Source organism: Pseudoalteromonas luteoviolacea S2607 (genome assembly GCF_001625575.1).
Classification (GTDB): domain Bacteria; phylum Pseudomonadota; class Gammaproteobacteria; order Enterobacterales; family Alteromonadaceae; genus Pseudoalteromonas; species Pseudoalteromonas luteoviolacea_E.
The window spans coordinates 240,161-264,824 of record NZ_AUXV01000019.1; the positions used below are offsets into that span (position 1 = coordinate 240,161).

Sequence of the window (24,664 nt, forward strand, 5' to 3'; positions counted from 1 at the left end):
CACACGGTGACAAAGTGAGCGAAGCAAATTACAAGGCAATAGGAGTGCTTGGCTTCGGTGTAAGCGGCACTCCTTAGATAAGCTCGCAAGCATGTTTCTCTGCGCTATTTCCCACTCAAGCCAATTGGTCCATGCAAAGTAGATCCTTTCTTCTCTCTAGAGTAGCAATTGAAACAAACCCCTTAATCACATAGATTCATCATATTGAGGTTGTAATCTCCAGCCTTCAAATTTAACTAAAGACAACAATATATCATTGCTAATATTCGTAACTATGCCAGCTAATTTCATAGTAAAAACCTAATATTTAGATATTTGAATGCTGCAATATATAATTAGTATATTTCATATAAGTCGAGAAATAATACATGTAAACCAACCTATGACAGGCGATAAAAATTCTACTGTTATAGGCTTTAATTTACGACGCCATCAACAGGAAGTTAATCAATTATTTACTTGAGATATAAATAGTGTATGGGTTGTCTGGGTCTTCTATTGTGGGATTAAAAGCGAGATAAAATTTCAGTCTTGAATATAAAAGCCAAGAGTAGAAAATCTCCTCAACGGAGAGTTGTAGCATAGCAGCCGTTCGCTCTATAATTCCCTAACTATCACCAAAGCATTAGGCACTTATTTTATGGCTCCTGTAGCTCATCTTTTATTTAGCTGGTTGACGACAGTTAAAATTATAAAAAACAGAAGGGAGCGAGCGTTAGTCGCTTCAGCTGGAGTATTGCCAGATTTAGATGGTATGGGTTTGTTTGTAGATTGGCTAACAGGAAAAACAAACTTTTATTTAATGTACCATCATTATATAGGACACTCAATTTTTGCTGCGATCTTCATTTCAACTTTGCTAGCTGTATTGTCCAAAACTCAGAAGCGCTTGGTCTTTTTGCTCTCTTTCCTTGTTGTTCACTTTCACATCCTATTTGACATAGTTGGTTCTAAAGGCCCTGATGGATATCAATGGCCTATTTTTTATTTCTTTCCAATTAATTCAAGTTTCAGTATTACATGGACAGGTCAATGGGAGTTGAATGCATGGCAAAATCAGCTATTCATGTTGATGCTATTGAGCATTTCTTTATACGTGGCAGTAACTAAGAAGTTGACATTTTTAGAGGTGTTTAGCGTACAGCTAAACAAAGCACTTTTTGACTTGTGTAAGCGGTATTTTTATAAGGCAAGATAATTAGAGAATATATATTTTGAGGGTAACGTGTGTTTGTTATCTTAAAATAATACAAATTGATTATCGCTGATAATTATTTTGTTAATGTGTAATCTCCTTTTTATGGCTTGGTATTATATTGATAGATATATTTACTATGAATATAATAAATAAGGATAGTTAGTGAAGTCGTTATGAATAAAGCTATTTTGGACTTTGAAATATCAGAAACTGGTCATCAAATTATAGAAGCTAAATTGAACTCAATAGCCTCTAGTTCTGGGCAGCTTTATGTAGGCGCTTAGCGACAGGGCCTGCTTTTCTCAAACATGACCCTGCAGCAACGAACGACGCACCCTTGCTAGACTTATTTTTGCCGAGAATTGATGAGCAAAAAGCGGCCAGAAAGTATGCGTCCGTTTTTATTGTTCGTATTATGAGTGTACTGGCTGGACTTTACGGGCTAAGGTCAATAACCCATTGTTTTGCATATCTGTGATGAAGTTAAGTATGACTTGCTCTACAACAGAACCAAAAGCATCTGCGGGTGAAGTTGGATTAACATTTTCGAAAGGTGCCTTTTTGTTTCCTATTGTTGTGTGTAATGCATGTTTATACTTTTTTGTTAATTCCTTTCCAGAATTGTCTATATATGTAATAGACACCTCATAGTAGTCTGTAACAAGTGAGCCAGCGGCTCCAAAAGTCAAACCTGTACCAAATCCTTTCGCTGCGGCTGCACCCAGATCTGCTAAATTATTAACGACAATTTTAAGTGAAAACTCGGGGTTTTCGCTTGAAGGAATAATCACTCCCGTTGCTCGCAGAGTTCTTTCAACATGATTTCTAACTTCTTGATGCGCTTTTTCGAATACCTCTCCATTCCTTTGAAACTCTACAATTACATTAGATGAATATTTTTTTTGTACTGATTTTACATCTTGATATGATGCTTTAGAAAATGAAGGGTCTACGTAAGTCTTAGGAGAGATACAACCTGAAAGTACAACGACTGGTACTAATGTAAGCAACAACTTTTTCATTTTATTCCTGTTTTTTATTAAATTTATTCCGCCATTACTGGCTATTCTTCAAGTATCCGTTTATGCATGCATGACAGAAAGCGAATACCAGCAGTTAAAACTGCTTGGCTCTATGATACCTGATTTTTAGGATTTATTTAAATATAATCAACAATTTGCCACTGCCCGATGTTATCTGTTAACTCAAAGTCGAGCACATCTTGTTTTGGGGTATTTAGTTAATGAGTTAAAAAAGTGGCTTTATTCGCCCATTTCAATTTGGAATACAACGTCGTTCAACAATACGCAGTCTTATTGCGATCCTGTTGCATACCTTATTCAGACTGTTGCGGACTATATGTGTCCATTATTTTTTAATAATTGAATTGTTGCTTCTTCACTTAGTTTAGATGACGCACAAAGCACATAACCTCGCGACAAAGAAACTTGAATCGATTGTTTCTTGAGAGTCGGAGCTCCAAAAACAAATGATCCCTTATTTATCAAGAAGGGCTTTATATTGCCCACCATTAGAGATTTATAGTCCGAACCTCTGCACAGTTTTATAGCTCTAGCGTGCCATTCAGATTGTGTCGAATCATTTGCATAGAAAACACCATTAACTACTTGCATATAAAACAGCCCGTCACTAATGACTTCTGTAGAATCTTTTGGTGGTGGTCTATGTTCTTCGTAAACTCTTTTGAAATGTATGGCCTTTTGAGTATCAGGGATCAGCCCTACACAACCAGTCCTATAGCAAAGTTCTAAAACAAATGCTGCACGCCAGTTATTGAGCTCTCCAGCCTGTAAAAGCCACTTTATTGCTTCTGCACAATCTGCGTGTGTTGGCTCGCAGCCTCCTTTTTTTCTTTCATATAACAGCAAAAATAAGGAGTACATTGCTTCAGCATCACCTGCGTTAGCAGATAACAATAGTGCTTGTTCTTGCTTAACTTCCTGTGCATATACATACGTATTGATACAACAGATTGTGACTATTATTAAGACGATAATTTTCATCAATGAGTCCTATGGCTTGCTTAACCGACGTAAAAAGCAGACTAACTTAATCGAAGTATGAGCGCAGGTTTTAACTTCTGCTTTGTTTTTTTGATAACTAGAACCCCTCGTCACTGAATTAATGCTTGCTTCCGAAGTACCCACTTGCAGCTATCCTAGCAAAATTAGGAATCGCTAAGTTGAAGGTATGTTTTAAATGAAAACATGGACATTTTTAGGACACCTAAATATTCGGATAATTGAAAGGTTTACACACGTTTTTTGATGCGCGATTCATCTAAAGTGAGCAAATAAACAGCGACCTTATTTCAATTAGTATCTATTTTATTTATAGGTAACAAGTTTCTAATTAATAAAGAGTTATTAGATAGAGACTCAGAGTTTTGTATGGCCTTTTAAAGCGCTACAGGGCGAAATGTGCAAATACTGTGAAAGTTGCTGTGAGGGCTTTGCGATTATTGCAATTTTAAGCTAACTTGCTTTAACAGGCTTAAAATAGCAAACCTTTTGAAAGAGAGGGACGCAAAGCTTCCGGTCTAAGGTGAAAGCTAAGATAGCGGGGTTGCTGAATGCCAACATTTATATTGCTCAAATGAGGACATGATTGTGTGTGCTCATTGCGAAGCTGATCGGTATTCACTTCCATGGCAGGTATTGCCATACCTCTAAATCATGATCTTTCCTCATACCTGAACTTGCTCTTGCTATAGCGGCCTGTGAGCTCTGGTCAACGCCAATTTAGCGATGAACAGCAGGGAATAACATGTCAAATGGCAATGTTTCGGGGAATTTTCATGAGACAACGTAGATACAACAGCAAGCAGCACCATTTTATTAAAATTGGTCTGTGCTTTATGGCTTTGGGGCACTCCATACACAGCTTAGCTGCACAATGTGAGTTCAAGGTTAAAAATGAATGGCAAAGTGGCTATACCGCAGAGGTTACGGTACACAACACATCTAATGTAGCGATTGATGGTTGGGAAGTAGGGCTAGAGTTTACGCAGGGAGAGTCAATAAACAATGCTTGGCGAGCGCAACTTACTGGCAACAGCCCATATCAATTTGAAAGCCTTAATTGGAACCGCACTATTAATCCGAGTTCATCTCAGTCTTTTGGTTTTAACGTCAAGAAAAGTAATGGACAAGATGCAGTTGCGCCAAGGATGTTTGGTATTTGTGAGGGGGGTTTACAAGATGACCATGATGAGGTCAAAATTGAAATTACCGCATCAAACACTCAAGAAACAGCCCCTGCCACAATCAGTTTTACCAGTGAAGCGACAAACTTACCGTCAGATAATGTGAGCTACCTGTGGGATTTTGGTGATGGGCACATCTCAAATGACGTAAGCCCGCAGCATATATTTGAGCAAGCTGGCTCTTATCAGGTTTCGTTGACCATCAATGATGGTGCTACTGAGTATCATGCTGCACCTGTTGGGCTCATGATTAGTGAAGCTGAGCCAGAATCTGCGCAATGTGTTTTTGAAGTGGAACAAGAATGGATCTCAGGTTTCCGTGGCAAGGTAACCATCACAAATACAGAAAGTACTGCTATTTCAAGTTGGAAAGTGCTAATGGCTTTTGCAGATAACACCAAGTTGACGGGAGTTTGGCATGGCAAGCACAGTGGTAACAACCCCTATGAGATTATTAATGAAAACTACAATGGCACTATCAACCCTGGGCAGAGTTTAGACTTTGGTTTCAATGCACAAAAAGCGCATGAAAATGATACACCAACAACGCCATCACTTGGTGGTTTATGCTCGGTAGATGGCGGCCTTAATCATGCTCCATCCGCCGTTGCCTCAGCCTCTGTCACAACAGGAGAGCGCCCGCTAACTGTTAACTTTGACAGCAGTGGTTCTTCTGATCAAGATGGAGACGCACTGAACTTTAGCTGGGACTTTGGTGATGGAGCTAGTTCAAACGACTCTAACCCGACGCATGTTTTTGACGAAGAGGGTACTTATTCAGTCAAATTAACGGTAAGTGATGGGGTTAATCGCACCGTGAGTGAATCGATCAATATTCAAGTTTCAGAACCTGATGTGACCCCCATAGAGCAACCTTTCATTCTCGACTCCCAAAGCTCTAACCTTTACTTTGTCTCAACCAAAAAGCAGCACTTAGTCGAAGCGCACACGTTTGGCATCCTGAGTGGCAGCATTTCAACAGCAGGCGAAGCAAGTTTAACCATTGACCTGACAAGTGTCGATACAGGTAACGAGACCCGCGACGGCAGAATGAAGGAGTTTTTATTCGAGACCAGCTCATACCCAACGGCAGAAGTCCAGCTCTCTGTTGATTATGCAGCATTAATAGCACTCCCCATTGGCAGTGCTGAAAAGCAGTCGATATCGGCCACCCTTAACCTTGCAGGGGTTATAAAAGAAGTAAATGCCAACGTTGTAATTCGACGCCTTGCGCACAATAAAGTTTTGGTGCAAAGCCTGACACCTGTTGTGCTAGATGCAACAGACTTCGGTTTAGAGTCAGGTATAGAAACGCTTAAAACGTTGGCGAGCTTATCAGTTATCAGTTACGCGGTTCCTGTGAGCTTTAGTCTCGTATTCGAAGCACAGCAGTAAGAGGGAAAGAAGATGAAATCCAATAATTTACCACGCTTTTTTGCCTCTACTCATGCTTGGTCTGTGACACCCGTAATCGCTAAGTTTGCTGCTTGTATCAGTCTAATTGTGAGTGTGCCTTTTGCTCAGGCTGCACAGTGTTCATACACTATCCCAGATAATTGGAACAATGGGTTTAAAACCGAAATCGTCATTGAAAACGACGCAGACCAAAATCTCAATGATTGGTCAATCGAGCTCACTTGGAATCAAGGTATATCACTGCAAAATAGTTGGAACGGCCAATTCGATTGCAATGACACGGGGTGTATTATCACATCACAGGGCCATACGGTTCATGCCAATCAATCATTTGGTTTAGGTTTTGTTGCCAGTAAAAATGGGCTAGCTGAAGAGGTTGTAATTAGCCTCAGCGGCGATATTTGTACAAACTCGGGGCAAACCCCTCCAGATGCTGTAACAGAAACGGGCCTATGGCAGCTAGATAATGCAGAGTCCCTATTGAGTTATGTATCAGTAAAAAAAGACCACGTTGCAGAGCTGAATCAGTTTATCTCGCAGGGTAGTGAAGCGCCCGCGTTATCTGGCAGTATTGATGCAGATGGGCTTGTTAAGTTTGCTGTAGATCTGAATAGCGTGTCGACTGGTGTAGATATCAGGAATAGTCGAATTTTAGATCTGCTGTTTGAAACGGATTTATTACCTACAGCGTATTTCAGCACTCAGGTAGACCACACCTTGCTGAGCAGCTTAGAGATTGGCATACCAACCATTCAAAACCTCACGGGTGAGGTTAGCTTACACGGAGTTAACCAAGAAGTTAGCTTAGATGTATTGGTAGTAAAACTTGCTACGGGCAAAGTTAATGTCAGTGCATTAACGCCCATGATCATCGACAGTAAAACGTTTGACATGGATTATGGCATCGAGGCCTTACGTGTCGTTGCAAACTTAAGCAGCATCGGTGAAGCTGTGCCAGTGTATTTTAATCTGACTTTCTTAACTGCACAGCAAGACAGTTTTCAACCTGTTGTAAAGGCAGAAAAGCCAGCCACACCTACTCAGCTAAGTGCAAGCGTCCTTTCGAGCGATAGCAAAGCGCAATTAAATTGGAACGACAATAGCAATAATGAAACGCATTATTTAGTGCGTTTTAAGCCTCTTGATGGTAGTTGGCAAACTGCGGCAGAGCTGGCATCAAACTCGAGCTTTTATGAGTCTGGCTTACCAGAGTCAGGTGAGTTTGATTACAAAGTAATTGCACTCAACAATTCAGTACCTTCAGAGCCAAGTAATATTGAGCGTATTGTGGTTACTCAAACCGACCCCATCGCCCGAGGTATGCAGCTATATAAATCAGGTTGTGCAGGCTGTCACGGCTCAGAAGCTGGCGGGCTTGGTTCATTTCCCGCGCTTAATACTGAGCGAGATATACAAACCATGATAGATATCATTACCACTACGATGCCTTACGGTACCCCAAGTGCGTGTGATGAACAATGTGCAACGGACATTGCGGCATATCTACAAACGCTTTGGCCTGCGCCTTTAACTTGTGACGTAGGTGTTGCGCCCGTGGCATATGGGGCAAGGCAGTTGAAGATCTTAACGCAAACTGAGTATCAAAATACGGTCGAAGATCTACTGGGTGTGAATTTTGAGGTGTCTGACGGGTTGTCTCCTGACTCGCAGGTTGGCTTTTTCATTAACAATACCCACGCCAGTGTGCAGCCGTCTAATTACAGTAATTACTTGCTAGTGGCCGAGGAGGTTTCGCAATGGGTGGCAGACAATGACTTTTCACCTGCTTTAAGCTGTGCTGGGGTGGACAAAGACTGTGCGAATAAATTGGTTGATGAACTAGCACCAAAAGTATTCCGTCGCCCATTAACGCAAGATGAGTCACAAAATTACAGATTGATTGCCACTGGCTTTTTCCATAATGGAGATATTGAAGCCGGCATGCTGCTGGCATTGGAAGGCTTATTATCTTCACCGCAGTTTATTTATCGTCATGAGTTAGGTGAGCCCAATCCGAGCAACTCAGAATTAGACGCTGACGCTTTCGAGCTTACTTCTTGGGAAATGGCCACGTTCTTATCTTATACATTTACTGGTTCAACGCCAGATCAGCAGCTTTGGCAGGCCGCTGAGCGAGATGAGCTGCGTGATGAGGCCAATATTACGGCCCATGCCAATCGCCTTGCTGACAGTGCAAAATCTGTTCTAGGTGACTTTGTTGGTAGTTGGTTAGGCACAGGGAGTTTAGAAGTCGCCACTAAGGATCAAAACTTTTATCCAGGTTTTGCGCAATTGGTGCCTGCGATGAAGGCAGAGATGAACGAAACCTTTTCATACATCATGACCGAACCCGATGAGCGTTTCAGCTCGCTTTATACCGCAAACTTTACATTCGTTAATCAGCTGTTGGCTGAGCATTACAATATTGCAGGTGTGACTGGTGATGAAATGCAAAAAGTAGATACCACTGAGCGCGGTGGTATATTAGCGAATGGCGCATTTATGTCTCGTTGGGCTGAGGTTGCTGAGTCCCATCCGATTCTACGTTCGGTACGCGTGCGTCGTCGTATGCTATGCCAAGATCAACCCGATCCACCAGCGGGGACCTTTGAAGCCAGAGAGCAAAGGCTTGCAGAGCTGTCGGATATGTTGCAAGACCCAGCAACAACCAATCGACTCAAATACCACAGTTTAACAGAAGGTCAGCCATGTTCTAATTGCCATGAAAAGTACATCAACCCTATGGGATTCGGGATGGAAGACTTTGATGCTGTGGGCAAAATCAGAAGTAATGATAAAAATGGTAATGTGATAGATGCGTCGGGTATTCTCTATGCTCCTGAAAAATATGCAGAAGTCAGTGATTCTGTGGCATTTAATGGCGCTAAACAGTTAGGTGCGGTTATTGCCGATCTTTCCTCTGCTCAAAGCTGCTTACCACAACAAATGTTCCGCTATGTGATGGGTGTAGGCCATGATTCTGTCGACCCGTCTAGCGAAGAGGACAGGCGTCTTTCTGAAACAGAGCAAATTGGTTACATGTGCGAAATAGATACACTCACAGATGCCATGATGCAAAACAGTCCTAGAGCGATGTTAGAGAAATTTGGTTCGTTGAAGTCTGTGCGTTATCGCAAAGCTTGGTCAAGAAATGATTAGTGCGGGTCTCAATACAGAAGGTTAATAAAATGAAAGATGAACATTTAAATAACATGATGATGTCGCGCCGTAGACTACTGAAAGTATTTATGGCATCGGGGATCTCTTCCGCGTTGATCCGTACTTCGCCGTTAGTATCCGGTTTGCTGTTTGCAAGAGATGCGGATGCCCAAAGTGCTGGGCTGCCAAATAAAACAGTGTCAATTTATATACCTGGAGGTTCTATCGCGTCGCTTTGGAACCCAACAGGCAGCGGTGACAACATGCAGCTAGGTGTCATGTCAGCAGGATATGAACCAGTAAAAACTGAATGTAATTTTATGATCAACATGTCACATTCAAATGCAGGTCATGGTCGAATGCCAATTCTACTGGCGCAAAATTGGGGCAGTGACAGTTATGACGTAACCATGGGTAATGCCCTAGGTCCTAACCTGCCATTTCGCTATCTCAATTTGGGGGTTCATAGCAATGGACAAGGGCAGTTAACCAAAGATAATCGCAATCACTTACCGTTTCAGGAGAATCCTTTCACCGTATATAAAATGGTGTTTGGCAGTGCACAAGGCAGCAATAGCAAAACGCCTATTATGAATGCGCATATGTCAGCAGCCAATGCGATTAAGAACAAACTCGCAGGCTATGAGGTACAAAGGATGAATGATCATCTAGATGCGATTGCTGATACACAAAGGCGTTTAGATGATCTTTACGGAGGTGTTTCATGCGGTATTGCGCCCGATGATACTGAATTTCCTTTGACTTTTGACACATTCAGCCAACAAGCGCGCCTGCAAGCGGATATCGCGGTAGCTGCATTACAGTGCAACCTGACAAGCTCGGTATCATTGGCTTTTGGCAACCACCAAGCGGAGTTTCGGATCCCTGAGCTGAACTTTCAAGGGCACTATCACAATGCGATACATGGTGGGAGTAATGGTCAACCAAACTATCCATACTACACCGAGATGCGTAGTCATTTGGGTAGTTTAAGCGCGTACTTGATTCAAAAGCTCAAAGCGGCTGGCATACTTGATAGTACGGTTGTTTTAGAAACGTCAGATATGGGGCATGCAGATAAACATTCTGCAAACCCTTGTTCTTATCTCATTGCTGGTGGCGGTGCTCGTATTAACAGAGGTGTCGTCAGTGACCTCGGCGCTGGTTACAACCAGCACGATGTACTGCATACCGCAGCAAAAGCATGTGGCGTCGACCTTGGTTTTGGTAAGGAAATTCCAGGTATAATTGCATAGAAAGTAACGAAAGTAATGAGCCCCGTTGTTAGGGGCTTATTTTTATGGTTTGCCAACGAGGTATTACTAAAATCCGTCAACTTATAATTACTTGCTCAAAGCGTGTTATCGAGCATTGTGAGATAGTTAAATATGTTTTCATTTTCTTATCTTGCTGATTTCAATTGGCTTTAACTGGAAACTTTCGGTGGAGAAACAACAAAACCCCAAACCAATTTTGAGCTCATGTTGATGTGCACGTATTGTTAGAGCCATTTTCGGGCGCAATTGTTTGATTGGGCTGTGACGGTGTGAACCTAGACACAGTATTACTCTATATTTGCTCCAAAATAACATTTGATACAAAAGCGGGTGTTTCAATATGAATATCTGGTCATTAATTCATGCTGATAGCTTAGCATGTGACCAACAAAAAATGATAGTAGCAGCGGGAGTAAATAATAAAGGTTAAATATATTAAAATATTTATTTTAGTTAAATATTTCGTTTATATATTGTTTGTGTTGTTTTGGTGCTTTACAATGCCAGCCTTATATTTACATGGAGGTGAGTTTAAAGTGGTTTTTACTTTTTATTAAATTCACTCCAACAAATTTAACTCGTTGTTTGGTGATTTAAGAATGAAGTTACTACACTGTACTATTCTCTTTTTACTCTCCACGTTATTTATTCAATTGGCTAAGGCAAGCACTTTTGAGCAAGCCTTTACGCCAATTAGAACGGGCGGGGCGATTGTTTTCGTTCCAGTAGAATTGAGCCCAAATCATCCTGAATACTTCTCCATAAAGCCACAAGATGACAGCCATTTATTAGCTTGGCACTTTGAAAACGATGCACATTTTTATCAAATAGAAGCCTTAGTAAATGGCCAGTGGCAAACCTTGAGTCTCAATGTAACCACTGCATTTTATCGCGTGCCCCTCTCAACCGGCGCGGCAACCTATCGAATTCGCGGGTGTCATAATTATGGCTGTTCAGATTGGAAAGGGTCTAATCGTACAGTGACAGAAGAAACGGACATTAACGCGTTTTATGCTAACAACATCGCAGTTGCAAAATTTCAGTCAGTCACTTTGAACTGGGTGGTGCAAGGTGCCAGTGCAGTGTCTATTACAAGTAATCATGGCGCAAATTATAGTAATTTAAACCCTAACCATGGCAGCCTCAGTATTGATGTTTATAAAGAAACCACTTTCACATTGAGTATTGCTGACTTTAATGGTCAAAAAAAGTATACCAAGATCACTGTGGGTGTTATACCAGAGAAAGTGGTTAATAAAAGTGCGAAAACTGAGCATATTCAACCGCTGTATGATATTAATCAGGATATAATTCATAAAACACTAGTTGCTTTTGACGATGCGATTTATTTTGCTACGCATGATAAAAAGTTAGTACATTATCGCTATGAACCCGATGCTCAGACAGAGTCAAAATGGCAATTAATATGGGAAAGATCTCTCTCAGGCGAGATAAGTAACCCTCCAACACTATATAATAACAAGCTATATTACTCAGTGAGCATTTTTGGTGGTAAAAGTCAGGTGTGTAGTGTGTCATTGGTTTTATCTTCGCAGCATACCTGTACTCAAGTTAAACAAGCCCAACTCTATGCAAGCCCCATTGTTGTTGATACCACATCCTTGCCTCAATCTCATCTCAGCTGGTTACAAAAAATCGGCATTACGCCAATAGAAAGCCAAGCTGTAAATGGCATTTATGTGTTTTACGCAAATGGGGATATCGCACTCCATGCGCTTAATGATTTGAATGCGCAGCCGCGTAGTTTTGCATTTCCTCAATCAATACAAAACGAGGTTATTGATACCCCAGAATTATTCATTGGTGCACCAAATACCAACAGTGCCGGATGGTTGCAATTTGCGGTGCGAGACGGCAACCGACTGCATGGCTTACAATTGCCCATCGCACAAAGTAGTAACTCATTACTGGAGCGTGCAATGTCGCTCTTTAGCTTTGATGACGCTAAGACTTCGCAGCCACAGAGTGCACAAACCCTTAATCAAGCATGGAGCGCAGAGCTATGAGCGTATTTCAAACTATTATTGGGGTGATAACCTCGTGCCTGCTGTTAATTGCGTCTAATGTATCTGCCAGCAATTGTGTAAATATGGCCGATGGCGCAACCATTCAACAAGGGGATAGCTATAGCCACAAGAAAAACTTAGAGCGTTACAGGAATGAGCATCACTGGCGTCACAGAGATCCAAGAATAACAGGAGTGAGCCCTACGGTATTGGGTGAGCGTTTTTACATTACCAATACCAGTGGCCAACTTGTCTCTACTTCACGCTATAGTGTGGTTGGCCTCGATAGATTAGCCAACCCTGCGTATTTAGATGTGTGTATTACAGTACATGATTTGAAACCTGGCAATTATATACTAAACCTGTATCGCAAAGAGAGGTGGCATTGGGTTAACGAAAATTGGTTAGAGGATCCAGGTTATGATAGTGGATCAGGCATTATTATTTCTGAATTCACAGCAAGAACTTGGGTCAATGTCGTTGCTAAAACGCTCCCTACGGTCAGTGTACAAAGTGTTGTTCCAAGAGTAGGTGATAATAACCCTGATAACCCTGTCAAATTATCGTTTAAGGCAACCGATGCCGGTAAAGATATCAGCAGCTTTTATGTCACGCGCAGCTATACCATCACTAAAAATGGCACAACGACAACGACCAACGCCAATAAAGCATGTCAGGTTAGTGCCAGCAACAGTCTTACTTGCAATATTACCGATACTGTCGAAAGTGACTGTAAAACATGGGGCTGTGAGGTGCGTTGGCAAGCGTTTGTTGAAGATAAACTCGGCAACAAAGCGTCAACTGACGCGGTGCTCACAAAGTACTTGGCAAACAACACCGCACCGGTAATTCAAACCTTTAGTGCAAATAAAAGTAGTGTTGCTGAAAACGAAACCGTTACGCTAACCATAGATATTAAAGATGACGACAAGCTTGGCAGCTTACAGCTCAAGTCCGTTGATTTAACCGTCAATAACTCAGTTAACAGCCTAGAGAGTTTTAACTCAGACTGTACTGGTACGAGCCAGATCCAATGTACTGTGTCGGTCACCATTACTGAGCCCACTGACATTACCTTAACAGTATCAGACGACAAAGAGGTCGTCACTGCGGATTTAAGTATTGGAGTTGAGCAAGCTCCTATCTTTAATAGTTTTTTTGTGACACCAACGCGCCCCGCAATTGGCATGCCTGTTAATTTGCATGCTGATGTCGCAATCGGTCAGTTGAGTGAGTATTACTTTTGTAAATTTTTGAGTGCTGAGGTTGGTCAGTTTGACCCAAGGGCGGGTTGCGACTTTGATAAACGCGTTGGGAGCTGTGATGTCACTAAGTCGAATTGTTTCGGTTTTCATACTCATAACCAAACTGGCAGAGTTACCTACTCAGTATATGCAAAAAGTATAAATGGTACGGAATATGGCCAATCGTACAGCGTATATTACCAAAGTGCGCTTAATGTCTACATTTCGCCGCTGTCTGCTTCCGATGCTGTCATTAATGAAGGCGAAAAGTTCAGGTTTTCATTGAACGTATCATCATCGTTATTAGACCGACTAACTTCATTACAATCACTAGAGCTCAAAGTTGGCAATAAGGTAATTCCTCAAAGTGATTATACGATTTCCCCTGCACTGCCTGTAAACCTTGTTCTTCCGGGAAGTGGAAACGCAACAGTAATCGTTGAATGGCAACCGAGCCCTGAAGATTATGCAGACAATATCGCCCTAACTTTTGTTGCAAGTGACAATCATGGTAATCAAGTCGAAACGACGTATAGAGGCTTAAAAGTTAATTATATTAAGCGGCCTGAAGTCCCTGTCTTTACATTGGAGCCCATTAATACGCAAGGTCAGTATAACGCCCAGTTTAGTGCCTTTGCGAATACGGAGCACTTGCAATTTGAAGCGCACATTGGCGATGCTACTTTTACTCACTATGAAACCCTCTCCTTAGCCGATGTGGATGTTTCAGGGCGTGTAACGTACACCCAAAGTATCAATGCCAAACTTGAGCACCATGGTAAGACATTGCGGGTGCGCGCACGTGGTTACAGCGGGACTCCAGGCACAGAAAACTACAGAGAAAGTCAATGGAGTGATTATCGAAGCGCGGTTATCTATTATGAAGCGCCAGCTCCCCTTGCCACGGCCTTTGTGAATTACGAAGTACAAGAAGGCGGTGACTTCACCTTGCAGTGGCGCAATCAAAACGACGGCGCAACACACTACTATAAAGTTCTGTCTTGGCCTGGACTTGCCAATGCAAAAGCAACGGCAGCGGTGGTTGAAGAAGGTCAAACTCAGACCCATGCGCTTTCCATAAGTGCCCGTGAACAGGGGGTTAGAACTTATGAAGTGGTGTCGTGTAATAGTCAAGACGTATGCTTAGGTGGACACCAGCTAACGATTGAGCATATCCCGCCAGTGATAAGCTCAGCCTCATTTTCTAAGGCGGCGAATGGGTCGTGTCCAAACGAGAGTACTTTAACCATTAACGGCATGGGGTTTCATGCGACCCAATCTGAAGTGGAAGTGCGGATCCGTAAAACTGGATACAAGCAATTTTTGAGTAACAGTGCGTTAACGGTTTCGAGAAATAAAATTGTGGGCAAGGTCAATAAAGACATTTGTGAGGCCCTGAGCACAGGGGGCGTGTCGGTCACAGCGAGCAACGGTGTGACGCGTCAATCAGCCCCATTATTGGGTGGTATTCAAGTGGATGGCGCTGCATCAGATGGGCAAGTCTTATTAGATAGACCATTTTCATACAGTAATAACGGATACTTGTATATCGGTGATAGCCAAGGCCTAAAAGCTTATTTTGTTGATATGTCTAAAAATATCAGCGGGCTGATAGAAAAAGACCATTTTCAGGTGAGTAATCACCTAGGTGAAGTGAAATCAAAACCGCTGGTAGAAAGCTTAAATGGGAAGGACGCCATTTACTTCGGCGCTGAAAATGCCCATTTTTATAAAGTAGACCACCTATTTAATCAAAACCTGATGCTGTTAAAGTGGTTCTTTAAAACCTCTGGGGTTGCCAATGCGCAAGCACAGCTCGATGAGCAAAGTAACCTCTATGTAGGCACATTAAACGGGGTACTTTACTCCGTTAATCCAGAGTCAGGAGCTGTGCAGTGGCACTATAACTTCCCAAACAGCGGAGGCATTGTGGCACAACCGCAAATATTTGCGCCGCAATGTGTTGATGCGAATGGGGTGCCCGCATCTCCTGAGCAGTGTGATGAAGACCCGATTATTAACCCAACGATGGTGCGTGTTGTTACCGGCGACGAGCAAGTTCATGACATCACTAAGCGTATGATGGGGGCCAATGCCTTTAAATGGCAAGACCTACATAGTCATATTACGCAAACTTATTCTCGCGAGTACGAAAACTGGTTGGCTCATCAATGGCAACCGAGTGAGCACAGCGCATGGTCATTTGAAGTGACCAGAGCAGTATTCATGCTATTGCAGAAAAACCCGTCAAAAGCAGAGGTCAGCTTTTTGACTTACCTACTTGCCCATGGCCATATCTTTAATGAAATGGTCAATGCCATGATCAATGCCAATGGGGCATTGCCAACAACGCCGAACAGCTATGCACAGTTTGTGGCGCAGCTTTTTGAGTATGCAAGTGGGACAACGTTGACCAATTCACTGGCCGGTAAAACGCAGGCGCAATGGGTAAACGCGCTAGAAAGTGGAGAAACTCATGCTAATGTGGCCATTGAAATTTTACGCCACAGTGGTGCGCGTTACACCGATGCTGCCTATAACGCGTTACATTATTTTTATGGTGTGTGCACGGGTACCAGCGCGTGTCTATATGATACAGACAGTGACGGCGATGGGATCAGCGACTGGGTAGAACTTGAGGTGGGCAAACTCCCTTATGACGGCTCCGATGGGCTGCCTGCGCCAACGTTGACTTATGAACACACACCGGGCAAAGCGACTTTTACATTCTCATCGTCAGAGCAGGTCGATGGCTATCGTTTATACGAACGTGTGTCGTCAACAGGCGAGTTTCGTGAAATTGCACGTGTGAGCGCAGAGCAGGTTGGCGAGTTTTTAGCCTATTACAGCGTTCAGCATGAAACCGGTAGTTATCGCTATCGAGCAAGGGCGTGTTTGAGCGCACCGGCGTCTGCGCCTCAAATTACCAATGTGTGTAGTGCGAATTACTCTCAAGAGTTAACCATAGACTTTGCCGATAGTCAGGCAGATGGTGAAATTGGTATTGGTGATTTAGTCGTGAATGTGGCTGAACATAGCGCGATTTCTGCTGAATTAGCTGACACCAATGCGTCATTGGCGGCCACGCTGGGTAGCTTTAGAGTGTCCGAAGGGGGCAGTGCAAGCTATACCATTCCAATTACATTACCTTCAGGCATTGCTGGTGTGACGCCTGAGTTGAGCTTGAGCTATAACTCGCAAAGCCCACAAAGTGCTTTGGCTTTGGGTTGGAGCCTCAATGCGGCAGAGAGTATTGCGCGTTGTCGTCAAACAACCGCGCAAGATGGTGGGTTTAAAGCCATCAATTACGATGATGGCGACCGCTACTGTTTAAACGGCCAGCGACTGATAGAGATTACGGAGTCTGATCAAACCTATCCGGATCATTTGGCGCTATATAAAACCGAAATCGACAGCCACATTCGCGTATTGCGCCGTGCAGGTGAGCGCACTGACTTCTTCGAGGTTCATGGTAAAGACGGCTCAATAAAAACGTTTGGTGATACAGACAATTCGCGGGTAACCGTTGAAGCTTATGGGGGAGATGGTAATCAGACCCTTAGCTGGTTGCTGCGTGCTGTCAGTGACAATATGCGAAACCCTGATAACGAGATCACTTATACCTATAAACGTGTCTTTGATGCGGCCAACACGCGCGCTGACTCATTGCCGCTGCTTGAGAAGATTGAGTACAGTGGTAATACTGTGACCATTGCCTTAGACACAGCCCCATTTGTGAGAAGCATGTCGGTTAATGAAGGCACAAGGCTGCGTGACGATGGTCTAATTAATGGGATCTCTATCACAAATCATGAGCAAACAGACTTAGGGCGCTACGACTTTATCTTTGAAGACGCAGGCAATGGCGCACGCTTCCTAACACAAGTCAAACATTGTATTACAAGTAGTCACTCGAATTCTGAGGTTTGTAAGCAGCCTGTAAGGTTTGAATACAACGCGATTGATACAAGGTTTATGATAAACACCACTTATCATCGTAATGGATTGGCTGATAAACCGATTGCTGGTATGGTCTTTGCCGATACGCAAGGTGACGGATCCGCAGAGCAAATAACCCTAGAAAAGCTTGATGGCAGAAACTATCGCTTGTGTGCATACAGTGACGTCGGTGCTGAACTTACGTGTCAACAGATAAGACGTGGTGTGTCGGTAGGTGCGGATAAATACCACTCTGATGACCATTTAGGTCAAGATGATCATGTATCTATGCTGGCCATGGACATTAAAGGCGAAGGCAAACAAAGCATTTGGATTAACTTTGTGTCTGAGAAAATGGCGTCGACCAACGCCGCTTATTGGCAGCAATATACGCTTAGCAGCACGAATGCGTTTAGTGCCCCTTCTGATCTTCCGCTACTTAATAAAAATACGCCGATGTTTGAAATTAAAGCGGCGGATTTAAATGGTGATGGCTACCCTGACTTAGTCTTTAAAAATGACAAAGAGGGTAAAGATCTGCAAGTCAGCCTTTGGAACAAACGGTTAGGGCACTACCCGTTGGGGACCAATTTGAAAACTAGCCAGAGCAGTAAATGGGGACGTTTTACTCAAAAAGGCACAGATTGGCAGCTGCTTGATATGAACTTTGATGGCTTGGCAGACATTATGTCGCTGACTTGTCCAGTCACAGACAGGTGTGAAGAAGCCAATGCCAATACCATTACGGTGCACTATAACCAAGGCCTTGAAGGTGACTCCGAAAGCAACTTGAACCAGTTTGTCAGTGCGACGGTGGCTGATAGAGGCATGGCTATTGGTGGTGATAGCTTACAGTTTTTAACCCCTGTGGATGTCAATAATGACGGATTGGTCGATATTGCGTATATGAGCAAGCATGACACCACGGACACGCATTACTGGCGCGTATTGATTAACCGCAGTAACCGGGGAAATCACCCCTCATTTGAATCTGTGTTCACATTAGAAGCGGGTGATAAAGACAGCAATAAAGGTGACGTGTCGAATGCCTTACCGCCGCTTATTGCAGATACCGACCGAGACGGGTTTATTGATTTTTACTTTAAAAATAAAACAGGCTCGACATGGCAAAAATATGAATGGTCACCAGAGGGCTTTTCATTACTTAAAGACGATTCGAGTGAGTTGACCTTACAAGACTTTGATGCCGAGCAAGGTGATTATGCCTACTTTGCCGACGTGCAAGGGGACATGCGCTTGGACTTAGTACACAAGTCTAAACACGAAGTTACTGTGTTCACGGATGCAAACACGCGCGCAACGGATGGCATGCTCAAAGCAATTTACCAAGGTGGCCATGGTCAAACTCAGAATAAAACTGAAATTCAATATCGACTCACGACTGACGAGCCTGTAGATACTGCACATTTTGCAGATATTTATATAGATGCAGAAGAAGACCTTGCCACCGATACAGCGCGTTTTGACGCGCAAAAGTTACGTTTGCAGCCTTTAGTTGGGGCAATGGTCTTGGTGAGCAAGGTGACCTCAGACAGCCCTGCAACCAATAACACAAGTACGACGAGCAGTGTTGAATATCAGTACCAAGGTGCTAAAGCCCAATTTGGTGGCCGTGGTATGCTGGGTTTCCAAAAAATCTCTACGGCACACACAAAGCAAGGCACGACATTTACAACCCACACCCGCTACCACCAAGCTTTCCCGTTGACTGGCATGCCTTACGCGACAGAAAAGTGGATGAGTAATGCAAATATCGACAATACGCTCATCAGTAAGGCGGTTAATAGCTATCAAGTTGTTGATGGCACGGCAAACTATAAGCAAGTGTATAGTGACAAGGTCAGAGAGTGTCAGGCGCGACTAAGTTCAGCGCTTGGTGTCACAGGGTTTAACTGCTCTCAAACCACCACATTGCAAGATACCTATGGCAACGTGACCAGTACTCAAGTGGCGAATTATGACTATTTTGATGCCGAGGCGTTCACGGTAAATGGTGAGCAAGGGGAGGCGTTAAAAACGTTAACCACTACAAACACCTACAGCACAGATGTGATTGAAAAACGCTTGGGGCGTTTAGAGTCTACAGAGGTCACACACTCCACCCCAGATGCCGGCGATAAAACGCTCAGCAGTGCATTTACTTATTATGGTAGCGGCCATGCGCATGCCTACATGTTAAAAGATGAAATTGTCGGCTCAAACTTAGGGTGTGATGAAAAGCTGACTAAAACCCATACGTATGACGCGTGGGGTAATACGATTAGGGTGAAAAGCACCACCACAGACTGTGAAACGGGTGAATCACAATCCCGTATGGCACAAACCACGTTTGATGCTACAGGGCGATACGCAATTTATTCAACGCAGTTTGCACAAAGTTGTGCACTTGCCGTCGATGGCAGTGCCGACTCATGTGATGGGACGTTAAAAGGCGATGAAGTGGTTGAGCGAAATCGCTTTGGTCAGGCAACGCGCATCAAAGATGTAAATAACGTTGAATCAATCGTCACCTATGATGCGTTTGGTCAAAAGCTCGGGACCTATCACCCTTCTGGTGCGCAGTCGTATAGTTACCTTGCCGCGTGTGATGGCAGTGAAGCCGTGGCTTGTGCATTTATCTCTCATACTGTTGTTAATGGTGAAACGCTAGAGCGACAGTATATTGACCGAGTCGGCCGTGTACTTAAGCAGGAAAAACGCACCGTACTGGATACCTGGGTGGCCAGCCAAAGTTTCTATGATGAGTATGGCCGTGTTGTCACAGTACAAAAGCCTCATGAGGCAGGTAAACAGTCGGATATTAATACCCTGTACGACGAATTTGACAGAGTAATAAGTACCGAAGACACCACCTCTGGATTAACAACGACCCACACCTATGGTGACTTTGAGCATATTGCGCAAGTCTCTGGCACGGGTATCACAACACAAACAACTGCAACGTACACCAATGGGTTAGGTCAAACTGTGCGCGTATTAGATACGCGCGACAATACCTTGACCTACGAATATAGCCCTACTGGGCTGCAAACTCAGGTTTATTCGTCAGCGGAGTCCGGGGCGAGTACATTACTCATCAGCACCCAATACGATGCGCTAGGCAGAAAGGTCAAAGTGGAGGATGCTGATAGAGGGACTTGGTCATATGCTTACAATGGCTTTGGCGAGCTGGTTAAGCAAACCGATGCGCGTTTGGTGAGCACACATATGCGATACGACGGCTTTGGCCGTAAGATAAAGTCATGGACCTCGTCACCAAGCAGTGACGCAACATTACATATCGAAGGTGTCAGCAGTTGGGAGTACGGCAATACGGCAACCGACCGCCACCAGCTAAAAGTGGCTAAACAAGGCAATGATTGGGCTGAGTATTATTACTATGATGGCCTAGGACGACAGGTATCTACCCTGACATCTGTTGAATCTGCGTTGGCATGTCATGCTAATACGCAAGTGGTGTTCAATACCGAGCAGTATGATCTGCGTTTGGCAGCAAGCAGTGATCCGGATATGCAGGACCCATTGAAGAGTCGATGTGTGATTAGACAAAAGAGCTTTGATGAATATGGGCGGGTGGCTTATCAATTTGATGATTACCGACGCAAGTCTGATGGTACCTATATCGAAGCCCGCGGTACGGTGCAGCACTACCAATTTGGTCAGGTGTTTGAGACGCTAGAAGCGCGTAACAAACTCGAAGGAAAAGTGTATTTCAGGTTGAAGTCATTAAATGCACGGGGCCTTGTGACGGGCTACCTAAAAGGGTTGCAATCCATGGCCGTTGGTTATGACGACAATGGCATGGTCTCGTCGATTAAAGCAGTAGATAAAGACTATATTCAAAATGATAGCTATCGCTTTGATGGGCTTGGTAATTTACTGAGTCGCTCGCAGGCATCGATGCAGACACGCCACTATCAGTATGATGACCTCAACCGATTGACGACCATCAATGACAGGGTGCTATTTAGCTACGATGACAATGGCAACTTAAAAACCAAAAGCGATTACACGTTTATTAAGCAACACACGTGTGATGGCCTAGGTCAAGACGAGTTGTTGGTCAATCACACTTGGACGAATAGCTATGCGGCGCAAAGTAACCCGCTTCATGCATTAACATCGCGCACGGTTGAACAAGTAGACAACACCAGCCATGCATGTTTGAGCCAGCAGCTACCAGCCCCTAAAGTAGAGCGCTTTGACTACGATAAAAATGGTAATGAAGTTGCTTTATACCAAGGTGGAAGTTCATCCGCTTACAGAAAAATCGTGTATTCTGGTCGCAATAAAGCGGTTGAAATGCAAGGCAATGGCGAAACAGTTTACTTTGCGTATGATGCGAACAACCGCCGTTATAAGCGCGCTGATGCCACGCAGACCATTTATTACGTTGGCGCATTAGAGCTTACTGTGAAAGACACCGACAATGAACAGGCACATATTAAGCGCTACATTGGCAACGACGCGATACAAAAGTACTACAGCACGGGCATTAGTAGCCTCAATTGGTTGTTTACAGATCACCAAGGTTCGGTGATCACGGTTACAGACAATAAGCTCAGACTCATTCAGCGCTTTGAATATGATGTTTGGGGTAAAAAGTCGACGGTTGGGCGAGACAACGATCTATACTCTGAGCATTATGTCAGCGACCATCTAAGTGGCCTATTTGGCACGACACCGCGTAACCTGCGCAGTTATACGGGGCACGAGCCCGTGGCACTGGGAGACGACAATCGCATCCTTCATATGAATGGTCGGATCTACGATGTAGATACCGGACGCGTGATGCAGGCCGATCCGGTGGTGCAGGCGCCTTCGAATCTTCAGAATTACAATGCTTACTCGTATGTGTTGAATAATCCGTTGAGTTATACGGATCCGAGCGGGTATTTGATTAGTGGGTTACTCCGGAGTGTAACTAAGAAGATTAATAGACAAATTATCCGCGCTGCAGTCAAAGTATTTGGCGCGGAAGTGGTTAGTATTGCGGGTAATATCGCATCTGGATTTTGTGGACCAGCAGTCGGGGCTTGCGCAGCAATGTGGAACTATGAATTCACGAGAGCTATGGGTGGCTCTCCATCTCAAGCATTTAAAGCGGGCGTCATCGGTGGTTTAACGGCTCAGGCGTTTTATGAAATAGGGCAGCATTTTAAAACTGCATTTGGCATTACGGCAGAATCAGGAAAGACTTTTGCTGATTTAAGACTAGGGCAGCAGTTACAATGGGCTGGTTCTCATGCGCTAGTTGGCGGTATTTCTTCCATTGCCTCTGGTGGTAAATTTGGCCATGGGTTTGTATCGGCAGGCTTTACCAAAATGGCGATGGGCAATGCCGGGTTTAATATGAACAACCGTGAATGGACAGCCATTGCCGGGCGGACAACGGTGGCTGCTATTGTTGGTGGTACAGCGAGTGCGATTACCGGTGGTAAGTTTGCTAATGGTGCTAGAACTGCTGCGATGATGCATTTGGTTAATGGGGAGGCAAGGAATATTGGCTCGATATTATCGAATGAAACATCGAAGCTAGGAATATCTTTGGCTCTACCAGAAGAGTTATTATCTTTCTTTGGGGTTGATATTGAAGGGGCTGATGTAGAGCTTGAACTTGGAATTGTAAGAGATGATACAGCAGATATTGGAGGATACGCATCGATATCATTTACAAAAACTACAGGAGAAAATGCCGGTAGGAATATTGGCATAGGAATAGAATATGGTAGAACTCAAGGTAATATTTTAGATTTTTCTGGTGAATCTCATGGTGCTATATTAGCAGGTCAAGAGGTAACTCGAGGTACAAATGGTAATTATGGTTATAGTTTGAGCGGAAAATTGGGCTATTCAGTTGGAGGTGTTGTTACGCATACCAAAACAATGTCAGTATGGCAAATATTAGGTGATGCTAAAGCAATATATGGTAATTAGATGGGTGAAAAAATTTTAGGGTTATTTCTATTATTCTTATTCTTGGCTTCATTTTTAAGCGTGCTAGGAAATATTCTAGCTACTATAATGAATCCAAGAGGACAGAAGATAAAAGCGTTGAAAAGGTTTGTAGTCTCTTTGGTGATCTTAATATGTGTATTTACAGTTTCATATAAGTTTGGGTATTTTATTGATAAACATGAAGTTAAAATTGAATAAACTAGTTTAAAACTTAAGAACGAAAACTTAAGAAGACACCCATCTTAAATTTGGCAAAAAAACTGAGTGTCGCCTATCTTTAAATAACGGTTAAAAGTTAGGCGCACAATTCATGGCAACAGCACGAAGTCGGCAAGTTAGCTTGGTGGATACTAAGTACTATCACTGTATATCACGATGTGTAAGGCGTGCGTTTTTATGCGGAGAAGATAAAGCAACGGGCAAGTCTTATGAGCATCGAAGGGGGTGGGTTGAAGAGAAGCTACTCCAACTTGCTAAGGTGTTTTGTATTGATGTGTGTGCGTATGCAGTGATGAGTAATCATACTCATATTGTTCTATATGTTGATGATAAAAAAGCAAAACGTCTAACGGACAAAGCCATAATTATACGCTGGCACAAGCAATTTAAAGGCACTTGAACGAATTAAGAAGACACCCACCTTAAATTTGGCAAAAAAACTGAGTGTCGCCTACCTTTAACTAACGGTTAAAAGTTAGGCGCACAATTCATGGCAACAGCACGAAGTCGGCAAGTTAGCTTGGTGGATACTAAGTACTATCACTGCATATCACGATGCGTAAGGCGTGCGTTTTTATGCGGAGAAGATAAAGCAACGGGCAAGTCTTATGAGCATCGAAGGGGGTGGGTTGAAGAGAAGTTACTACAACTTGCGAAGGTGTTCTGTATTGATGTGTGTGCGTATGCAGTGATGAGTAATCATACTCATATTGTTCTATATGTTGATGATAAAAAAGCAAAACGTCTAACGGACAAAGCCATAATTATACGCTGGCACAAGCAATTTAAAGGCACTTGGTTGACGCATAAGTTTATCAATGGCGAGTCACTGACTAACTCAGTGAACGAATTAAGAAGACACCCACCTTAAATTTGGCAAAAAACTGAGTGTCGCCTATCTTTAACTAACGGTGAAAAGTTAGGCGTTCAAATCATGGCAACAGCGCGAAGTAGACAAATTAGCTTGGTGGATACTAAGT

The 24,664-nt window shown here is 43.4% G+C and carries 8 protein-coding genes, 2 pseudogenes and 1 riboswitch; of the genes and pseudogenes, 8 read left to right on the forward strand and 2 right to left on the reverse strand.

Annotated elements, in window-relative coordinates; genetic code table 11:
- The first annotated feature begins 640 nt into the window (after positions 1–640).
- Complete coding sequence (locus tag N480_RS12115) at positions 641–1,198, forward strand: metal-dependent hydrolase (RefSeq protein ID WP_063372760.1); 558 nt, start codon at positions 641–643, stop codon at positions 1,196–1,198.
- A gap of 413 nt (positions 1,199–1,611) precedes the next feature.
- On the opposite strand, the gene N480_RS12120 is transcribed toward N480_RS12115, so the two are convergent.
- Positions 1,612–2,220, reverse strand: coding sequence for a hypothetical protein (locus tag N480_RS12120; RefSeq protein ID WP_063372761.1), 609 nt, complete (start codon positions 2,218–2,220; stop codon positions 1,612–1,614).
- A 333-nt stretch (positions 2,221–2,553) separates the two neighbouring features.
- Positions 2,554–3,222: a sel1 repeat family protein gene (locus N480_RS12125; RefSeq protein WP_063372762.1), complete on the reverse strand. Its 669-nt coding sequence runs from the start codon at positions 3,220–3,222 to the stop codon at positions 2,554–2,556.
- 487 nt (positions 3,223–3,709) lie between these two features.
- Positions 3,710–3,792: riboswitch (cyclic di-GMP riboswitch) on the forward strand.
- A gap of 224 nt (positions 3,793–4,016) precedes the next feature.
- Here N480_RS12125 and N480_RS25010 point away from each other — a divergent pair.
- The 7 genes and pseudogenes from N480_RS25010 to N480_RS12165 all read left to right on the forward strand — a co-directional run.
- Positions 4,017–5,819, forward strand: a complete 1,803-nt coding sequence (locus N480_RS25010; protein WP_081231849.1) for a cellulose binding domain-containing protein — start codon at positions 4,017–4,019, stop codon at positions 5,817–5,819.
- Between the two features lie 12 nt (positions 5,820–5,831).
- Positions 5,832–8,999 carry a DUF1592 domain-containing protein gene (locus N480_RS12135; protein ID WP_063372763.1) on the forward strand — a complete coding sequence of 1,056 codons (3,168 nt, stop codon included), beginning with the start codon at positions 5,832–5,834 and terminating at the stop codon, positions 8,997–8,999.
- A 29-nt stretch (positions 9,000–9,028) separates the two neighbouring features.
- Positions 9,029–10,255: a DUF1552 domain-containing protein gene (locus N480_RS12140; protein WP_081231850.1), complete on the forward strand. Its 1,227-nt coding sequence runs from the start codon at positions 9,029–9,031 to the stop codon at positions 10,253–10,255.
- A gap of 620 nt (positions 10,256–10,875) precedes the next feature.
- Positions 10,876–12,303, forward strand: coding sequence for a hypothetical protein (locus N480_RS12145; protein ID WP_063372764.1), 1,428 nt, complete (start codon positions 10,876–10,878; stop codon positions 12,301–12,303).
- Positions 12,300–23,444, forward strand: coding sequence for a SpvB/TcaC N-terminal domain-containing protein (locus N480_RS12150; RefSeq protein ID WP_063372765.1), 11,145 nt, complete (start codon positions 12,300–12,302; stop codon positions 23,442–23,444). Before N480_RS12145 ends, N480_RS12150 begins: the two co-directional genes overlap by 4 nt.
- Before the next feature lie 331 nt (positions 23,445–23,775).
- A pseudogene (locus tag N480_RS12160) lies at positions 23,776–24,081 on the forward strand (transposase); the annotation flags it as partial.
- A gap of 93 nt (positions 24,082–24,174) precedes the next feature.
- Positions 24,175–24,525, forward strand: a pseudogene (locus N480_RS12165) (transposase); the annotation flags it as partial.
- Positions 24,526–24,664 lie beyond the last annotated feature (139 nt).

Bases quoted from the DNA above. Each gene is read 5' to 3' on its own strand.
- N480_RS12115 (WP_063372760.1), top strand. From the start codon at position 641: ATGGCTCCTGTAGCTCATCTTTTATTTAGCTGGTTGACGACAGTTAAA.
- N480_RS12120 (WP_063372761.1), bottom strand. From the start codon at position 2,220: ATGAAAAAGTTGTTGCTTACATTAGTACCAGTCGTTGTACTTTCAGGT.
- N480_RS12125 (WP_063372762.1), bottom strand. From the start codon at position 3,222: ATGAAAATTATCGTCTTAATAATAGTCACAATCTGTTGTATCAATACG.
- N480_RS25010 (WP_081231849.1), top strand. From the start codon at position 4,017: ATGAGACAACGTAGATACAACAGCAAGCAGCACCATTTTATTAAAATT.
- N480_RS12135 (WP_063372763.1), top strand. From the start codon at position 5,832: ATGAAATCCAATAATTTACCACGCTTTTTTGCCTCTACTCATGCTTGG.
- N480_RS12140 (WP_081231850.1), top strand. From the start codon at position 9,029: ATGAAAGATGAACATTTAAATAACATGATGATGTCGCGCCGTAGACTA.
- N480_RS12145 (WP_063372764.1), top strand. From the start codon at position 10,876: ATGAAGTTACTACACTGTACTATTCTCTTTTTACTCTCCACGTTATTT.
- N480_RS12150 (WP_063372765.1), top strand. From the start codon at position 12,300: ATGAGCGTATTTCAAACTATTATTGGGGTGATAACCTCGTGCCTGCTG.